The sequence below is a fragment of the Mycobacterium sp. genome (genome assembly GCF_052143115.1).
Classification (GTDB): Bacteria; Actinomycetota; Actinomycetes; order Mycobacteriales; family Mycobacteriaceae; genus Mycobacterium.
In genome coordinates this window covers 1-7,050 of the sequence record NZ_JBKQTQ010000234.1, presented here as the reverse complement: position 1 = coordinate 7,050, position 7,050 = coordinate 1, and the positions used below count along the sequence as shown (strand labels likewise).

At 65.7% G+C, this 7,050-nt stretch carries 7 protein-coding genes; 4 read left to right on the top strand and 3 right to left on the bottom strand.

Going from position 1 to position 7,050, the window contains the following annotated elements; all coding sequences use genetic code 11:
- From ACLQI9_RS23210 to ACLQI9_RS23200, 3 genes are all read left to right on the top strand, one after another.
- A partial coding sequence (locus tag ACLQI9_RS23210; protein ID WP_442392255.1) for a tetratricopeptide repeat protein occupies window positions 1-873 on the top strand: 873 nt, incomplete at its 5' end.
- 106 nt (window positions 874-979) lie between these two features.
- Entirely contained in the window at window positions 980-2,296 is a 1,317-nt protein-coding gene (locus ACLQI9_RS23205; RefSeq protein ID WP_442392254.1) for a DUF1800 domain-containing protein, read from the top strand.
- Window positions 2,297-2,307: 11 nt separating this feature from the next.
- The gene (locus ACLQI9_RS23200) at window positions 2,308-3,507 is read left to right on the top strand and encodes a DUF1501 domain-containing protein (RefSeq protein ID WP_442384260.1); all 1,200 of its coding nucleotides are present in this window, start codon (window positions 2,308-2,310) and stop codon (window positions 3,505-3,507) included.
- A gap of 53 nt (window positions 3,508-3,560) precedes the next feature.
- Here the strand turns inward: ACLQI9_RS23200 and ACLQI9_RS23195 are convergent, their stop codons facing one another.
- Window positions 3,561-4,142 (bottom strand): TetR/AcrR family transcriptional regulator, encoded by a 582-nt coding sequence (locus ACLQI9_RS23195; RefSeq protein WP_442384258.1) that lies wholly within the window; start codon window positions 4,140-4,142, stop codon window positions 3,561-3,563.
- A gap of 215 nt (window positions 4,143-4,357) precedes the next feature.
- Here ACLQI9_RS23195 and ACLQI9_RS23190 point away from each other — a divergent pair, with 215 nt between their 5' ends.
- Entirely contained in the window at window positions 4,358-4,702 is a 345-nt protein-coding gene (locus tag ACLQI9_RS23190) for a hypothetical protein (protein WP_442384256.1), read from the top strand.
- Window positions 4,703-4,758: 56 nt separating this feature from the next.
- Here ACLQI9_RS23190 and ACLQI9_RS23185 read toward each other — a convergent pair whose 3' ends face one another.
- Window positions 4,759-5,910, bottom strand: a complete 1,152-nt coding sequence (locus ACLQI9_RS23185) for an acetate kinase (RefSeq protein WP_442384254.1) — start codon at window positions 5,908-5,910, stop codon at window positions 4,759-4,761.
- A partial coding sequence (gene pta / locus ACLQI9_RS23180; protein WP_442392253.1) for a phosphate acetyltransferase occupies window positions 5,900-7,050 on the bottom strand: 1,151 nt, incomplete at its 5' end. The genes pta and ACLQI9_RS23185, both read right to left, overlap by 11 nt.

Here is a 7,050-nt window from a genome sequence, read left to right as displayed (position 1 = left end):
GCCGATGTCGCCGCGCCGCTGCTCAGAGCGACGGTGCTGTCCCAACCGGTGCAGACGCTGGACTCGTTGCGCGCATTCCGCCATGGCGCAATGGATTCCGAGGACATCGACTTGTCGGAGTCGGTTGAGTTGCCGCTGATGGAGGTGCGGGCGCTACTGGACCTCGGCGACGTGGCCAAGGCCACCCGCAAACTCGACGACCTGGCCGAGCGGGTCGGCTGGCGATGGCGGCTGGTCTGGTACCGCGCGGTCTCCGAACTGCTCACCGGCGACTACGAGTCGGCCAGCAAGCACTTCAGCGAAGTGCTGGACACCTTCCCCGGCGAGTTGGCGCCCAAGATGGCGCTGGCCGCAACCGCCGAATTGGCCGGTAGCTCAGACGAACACATGTACTACGAGGAGGTGTGGAAAACCGACGACGGGGTGATCTCGGCGGCTTTCGGGCTGGCCAGGGCGCAGTCGGTCGAAGGGGATCGCGCCGGAGCGGTACGCACTCTCGACGAAGTGCCCGCCACCTCACGGCATTTCACCACCGCACGGCTGACCAGCGCGGTGACGTTGCTGTCTGGCCGGTCGGCGACCGAGATCACCGAAGAGCAGATCCGCGACGCCGCCCGGCGGGTGGAGGCGCTGCCGCCGACCGAGCCGCGAGTGCTGCAGATTCGCGCACTGGTACTGGGCAGCGCGTTGGACTGGCTAGGAGACCACGAGGCCAGCACCAACCACATTCTCGGCTTTCCGTTCACCGAACACGGCCTGCGGCTCGGCGTCGAGGCGTCGCTGCGCGGGCTGGCCCGGGCAGCGCCCACCCAGGCGCACCGCTACACGCTGGTCGACATGGCCAACCGGGTGCGACCTACCAGCACTTTTTGACTCGGCTGACGGCGCCAGAAGTTTCAGCAAACCCTTAGCCAAGCGAAATCAACTTGTAAGCAGGGCCGCAAGCAAATCGCAAGAGAAGTCGGGCACACTTCCCCACATGGCCGGCCAGTCGGATGGGTGGATCACTACCGCTCGCGTCCTGCGCCGGGCCGGGTTCGGTGTGACCGGCCGACAGGTCGACGCGGTGGCCGGTCAAGATTGGTCGAGGTACGTCGACGCCGCCCTGGCTGCCGATCCCGACGCGGACCCGGGCGCCGTGGCGACACCGATGCCGACGCTGCCCACCCTGCGCGGACCCGGAAAAGGGGCACCCGTAGCAGACCGCAAGGAGTTCAACCAACAAATCTTCGGGCAGATGACCGAGCTGTCCCAATGGTGGTTGCGCCGCATGATAGCGGTGCAGCAGCCCATTCACGAAAAACTGACGTTGTTGTGGCACAACCACTTTGCGACCTCTGCCGAGAAGGTGAGGGTCGCGGCGAACATGGCGGCGCAGAACCAGAAACTGCGCAGTCTGTCGCTGGGCGATTTCCACAAACTGGCGTATGCCATGTTGACCGACGCCGCGATGCTGCGCTGGCTGGACGGTCAGACCAACACCGCCAAAGCGCCCAACGAAAACCTCGCCCGCGAGTTCATGGAGCTGTTCACGCTCGGACATGGGGACGGCTACACCGAAGACGATGTGCGGGAGGGGGCGCGCGCACTGACCGGGTGGGTCATTCGACCCGGCGGTGAGCCGACAATGGTGCCCAAACGCCACGACCACACGGCCAAAACGATATTCGGGGTCACCCGGAATTTCGACGCGGAGGGATTCTGCGGCCTCGTGCTGGCCCAACCGAAATCGGCGCAATACGTCGCGGGCCGACTATGGCAGCAACTGGCGTCTAACACCCCGCCGTCGCCGCAAGCGCTCGATCGCCTGGTCAGCGCCTACGGCCCCGGCCGCAACCTTGGGGCGTTGACGCGGGCAATCCTCACCGACGACGAATTCGTCGGTAGCCGGGCGGCCATCGTCAACACGCCGGTCGAGTGGCTGGTCGGCGTGATCCGCACCCTGCGCGTCCCCGTCGACACTCCGGCACGGCTGAAGATGGCCGACGCCGCGCTCAAATCGCTGGGGCAGCGCCCGTTTTACCCGCCAGACGTCGGCGGCTGGCCGCACGGCCGGGTCTGGATGTCGACCGCCAGCGCCGACGTGCGGATACGCGCCGCAAGCCAAATGGCGCGTAACGGTGACCTGTCGACTGTCGAAGACACCGGCGCGGGCGACCGGATCGACGCCGTCGGCTATCTGATCGGGGTCGGAGCGTGGTCGGACCGGACCGTCGCGGCCCTGCAGCCGTTGGTGCGCACGCCGGTCCAGCTGGTCGCCGCAGCCGTCAATACGCCCGAATACCTGACGTCTTAGCGAGTATGCCGATGCCTGATTTGAGTCGCCGCAAGTTTTTGATCGCCAGCGCCGGCCTCGGCGCGGCCGGTCTGTTGTCGGGCGCCTGCGCCGTCAGCTGGCCCGACCTGATGAAGGAAGCCAGGGAGCGACCCCTTGCCGAGGGCAGCGGCGTGCTGGTGATCGTCACGCTCTACGGCGGCAACGACGGCATCAACACCGTGATCCCGTACGCCGACAACGCTTATCACGACGCCCGACCCGAATTGGCTTACGCCCCAGGCGATGTGCTCACCTTGGATGACCAGCTCGGGTTGAATCCGGCGCTCAAAGGTCTGGCTCAGCAATGGAATAACCGGAAGCTGGCGATTGTCCGCGGCGCGAGCTATCCGCAGCCCGACCACAGCCACTTCCGGTCGATGGACATCTGGCAGACCGCGTCGCCGGCCGAACCCGTCTCGACCGGTTGGATTGGTCGCTGGCTCGATGCCACCGGTAGCGACCCGCTGCGAGCGGTCAATATCGGCTCGGTCCTGCCGCCCCTCGCAGTTGGTGAAAAGTGCACGGCAGCAGCGCTTTCCCCGTCGGGAAAGCCGGAGTCGGCGGACAAGTTCGCCGCGACGATGGACGCGCTTGGTGCCGACGACCCCAATGACACGCCGGCCATGGCGGCGGTGTGCGACGCCTATCGCGCCACCCGCACCACCGACACGACCTTCGGCCAGATCAAGCCATCCGGCGAGAAGGGCGGGAAACACAACTCACTGGCCGGCCAGCTGAGCATGGTGGCTGAGGCGGTCAAAGCGGCGGTACCCACCCGGGTTTACGCAGTCCAGCTGGGCGGATTCGACACGCATGCCGACGAACGCGGGACCCAGCAGCGCCAGCTGCAGACCCTCGACGAGGCCGTCACTCCGTTCCTACAGCAGATGGCCGGTGACCGATACGGCAAGAACGTCGTCCTGCTGGCGTACTCGGAGTTCGGGCGACGAGTGAAGGCCAACGCCTCACAGGGCACCGATCACGGCACTGCCGGCCCGGTGTTCGTCGCCGGAGCGCCGGTCAAGGGCGGCTTCTACGGCGACGAACCCAGCCTTACCGACCTCGACAACGGCGATCTCAAACCCACCACCGACTTCCGGGACGTCTACTACGAGCTGCTGTCGCAGACGCTTCAGACCGACCCCACGCCGTCGGTCGGGACCGGCCGGCGCAGCCTCGGCTTCCTCTGAGCCCTCGCCGAAAAATCCGGCCAGCGCTCGGGGGTCGGCCCCGCTCCAACCGATCAGCTGGCCAGTGCGCGCATGGCGGTGGCCACGATGGCGTCGGCGTCGGCCGGCGTCAATCCTCCGTGCCCGGTCGCCATGCGGTACATCGCCGCCCCGAAGATGAGATCCAGCGCCACCTCGGGGTCGAGGTTCGGATCGAGTTCACCGCGGGCGACTCCGCGGTCCCAGATCGTCCTCACGGCTGCTCGGCGCACGTTGATCTGGTGTGTTCGTATCCGCTCGCGTTCGGTGGGGTAGAACTGCGACTCGCCGACGAGTTGGGCGTAGATCGCGCCCAGTGGGCTGGTGTAGAAGCCCATCATGCCGCGCAACGTCAGGCGGAAGTCTTCGGCCGCCGATCCGGTGTCGGGCACGGGCGCCTCGGCCATCATTTGGTGCAGGAACGCGTCGATGGCCACCGCGGTTCTGTTCGGCCACCATTTGTAGATGGTCGCCTTGCTTACCCCGCTGCGTGCGGAGATCCGGTCGACCGACGCCCTGCGCAGGTCGTCCTCCCGCATCAGTTCCATGGCGGCGGCCAGGACGGCGTCGCGGAGTTCCTCGCTGCGCGGCCGACCGCGCGCTCGACTTGGGGTCATTGCTCCAGTTTTCCACCCGTCGTTGGTACAAAGGTAATTACTAGACGTCTCGCTGTGAGTTTGCTCTTGCGCGTTGCCAAGGGCCAAACGGGACGTGCAACATGCTGAGGTGAAATTTCTCAGATCCAAATCAGACATCCCTCAGCTTTGTCTCAGCCGTACCTCGAACGCCTTAGTTCGGGACACTATGAAAATTATGCGTAAAGGGCCCCTTCATGCAGCGCAATCCTCAACTTGACATCAGCATCCCGCTCAGCACGCTCGAGTCGATTTTCCCCAGCACCCTGAACCTCGACCTGACCATCCCCGAAGTGACCGGGGGTGCTTTGCCCACCTACGACGTGGACCTGGCCCAGGACCTGTTGGCGGTGTTCGGCAGCATCGCACCGGTGTCGTCGGATCTCCCGAGCCTGTTGGGCACCGACCCAACGCTCGACGTGACATCCCTGTTGAGCAGTGTGGTGACTGACCTGGGCCTGCCGGTGGCGATTACCGGCGGCGATCTCACAGTCAACCTCACGGGCCTCGCCTCCGAACTACTCGCCGGCTTGGTGCCCTGAGCGAGGCCGCGGCGCCGGCGGGCGGGAGGAACCGTCGGCGCCGCCCTGGGGCCGGATCAGCTGATCGCGCGTAGGCAGTCGCGGGCGATGGCCAGCTCTTCGTTGGTCGGGATCACCAGCACGGCGATCGGCGAGGTGTCGGCCGAAATCCGCCGGGCATCCTTGGCGGACCGCGCGTTTCGCTGCTCGTCGATCTCGATGCCCAGCGCTACCAGCCCGCTCAGCGCGTCGCGGCGCACCGACGCGACGTTCTCGCCGACGCCCGCGGTGAAACTCACCACGTCGGTGCGGCCCAACACTGCCAGGTAAGCGCCGACGTACTTGCGCAGACGGTGGATGAACACGTTGTAGGCCAATTGCGCTGCACTGTCGCCGGATTGGATCATCTTGTGCAGTCGGCGAAAGTCCTGCTCGCCGGCCAGGCCCAGCATCCCGGACTGCTGGTTGAGCATCGATTCGACCTCGTCCACGCTCATCTGCGCGGCGCGGCACAGGTAGCCGATGACACCGGCGTCGATGTCACCGCTGCGGGTGCCCATCACCAGACCTTCCAACGGGGTCAACCCCATCGACGTGTCGACGGGCCGCCCGCCCGCGATCGCCGACGCCGAGGCGCCGTTACCCAGATGCAGCACAATCTGATTCAGGTCCTCGGGTGGCCTGCCCAGGAACGCCGCGGCCTGTTCGCTGACGTACTGGTGCGACGTGCCGTGAAATCCGTATCGGCGGATCTGCCACTTCTGCGCCATGTCACGATCGATGGCGTAGGTCGCCGCCGCTGCAGGCAGGTCATGGAAGAACGCCGTGTCGAACACCGCGACATGCGGCACATCCGGCAGCAGCTTGCGGGCCACCTCGATACCTTGCACGGCGGCCGGATTGTGCAGCGGAGCCAGCACCGACAACTGCTTGAGTTCGCCGATGACCGCGTCATCGATCACGGTCGGCTGGTAGAACGTTGTCCCGCCGTGCACTACCCGGTGTCCAACAGCCGCCAAGCCGCAAGTCTGCAAATCGATACCCGCCTTGGACAACTGGTCGAACGCCAACTGCAGCGCCGCGTCATGGTCGGCGACCGGCGAAGACGGCTCGCCGATCTGCTCGACGATGCCGTCCGCCAGCGACCGACCCGAACCCGGCTGGATCAGTTGGTATTTCAAAGAAGAAGAGCCCGAGTTGATTACCAGCACCGTGCGGTCAGGAGTCATCGGCACCCTGGGCCTGAATGGCAGTAATGGCGACGGTGTTGACGATGTCTTCGACGAGTGCGCCGCGGGACAGGTCGTTCACCGGCTTGTTCAGACCTTGCAGCACCGGACCGATCGCGATTGCACCGGCGCTGCGCTGCACCGCCTTATAGGCATTGTTGCCGGAATTGAGGTCGGGGAAGATCAGCACGGTGGCCCGGCCGGCGACCGGCGAATCACGCATCTTGGTGGCCGCGACCGATGGCTCGACCGCGGCGTCGTACTGGATGGGACCCTCGACCGGCAGCTGCGGATCCCGCGTGCGCACCAACTCCGTTGCGGCCCTGACGTTGTCGACATCGGCTCCAGTGCCGGATTCGCCGGTGGAGTAAGACAGCATGGCCACCCGCGGCTCGATGCCGAACTGTGCCGCGGTGCGCGCCGAGCAGATCGCGATATCGGCAAGCTGTTCCGGTGTCGGGTTCGGGACGATAGCGCAGTCACCGTAGGCCAGCACCCGATCGGGTAGACACATCAGGAAAACGCTGGACACCGTGGAGACGCCCGGAACAGTTCTGATGATTTCAAACGCCGGTCGAACTGTGTGCGCTGTCGTGTGCGCGGCACCGGACACCATGCCGTCGACGACGCCGTTGTACACCAGCATGGTGCCGAAATACGAGACGTCGTAGATGATCTCACGCGCCTGCTCGACGGTGACACCCTTGTTCTTGCGCAACTCCGCGTACTGTTCGGCGAACTGGTCGGATAACTCGGTGGTGCGTGGGTCGATCACCGCCGCGTCATCCAGGTCGACACCGAGTTCGGCTGCGCGCAAGCGGATCTGAAGCTCGTCGCCGAGGATGGTCAGATCCGCAATCCCGCGCTGCAGCACCCGCCCGGCCGACTTGAGGATGCGATCGTCGCCGCCTTCAGGAAGCACGATGTGCCTGCGATCCGCTCGAGCCTGCGCACGCAGCCGGTAGGTGAACATCTGCGGTGTGGTCACGGTCGGGATCGGGATGGCAAGCTGAGCAAGCAGATCCGCGATGTCGACGTGACGTTCCATCAGTTCCAACGCGGTGTCGATCTTGCGCAGCGACCCCGCGGTGACCCGCGCGCGCACCGACGCCACCGCGCTAGCCGTCTCGAAGGTACCCA

What these genes read in the sequence shown, in the direction of transcription:
- ACLQI9_RS23205 (WP_442392254.1), top strand. Translation starts at nt 980, where the DNA reads ATGGCCGGCCAGTCGGATGGGTGGATCACTACCGCTCGCGTCCTGCGC.
- ACLQI9_RS23200 (WP_442384260.1), top strand. Translation starts at nt 2,308, where the DNA reads ATGCCTGATTTGAGTCGCCGCAAGTTTTTGATCGCCAGCGCCGGCCTC.
- ACLQI9_RS23195 (WP_442384258.1), bottom strand. Translation starts at nt 4,142, where the DNA reads ATGACCCCAAGTCGAGCGCGCGGTCGGCCGCGCAGCGAGGAACTCCGC.
- ACLQI9_RS23190 (WP_442384256.1), top strand. Translation starts at nt 4,358, where the DNA reads ATGCAGCGCAATCCTCAACTTGACATCAGCATCCCGCTCAGCACGCTC.
- ACLQI9_RS23185 (WP_442384254.1), bottom strand. Translation starts at nt 5,910, where the DNA reads ATGACTCCTGACCGCACGGTGCTGGTAATCAACTCGGGCTCTTCTTCT.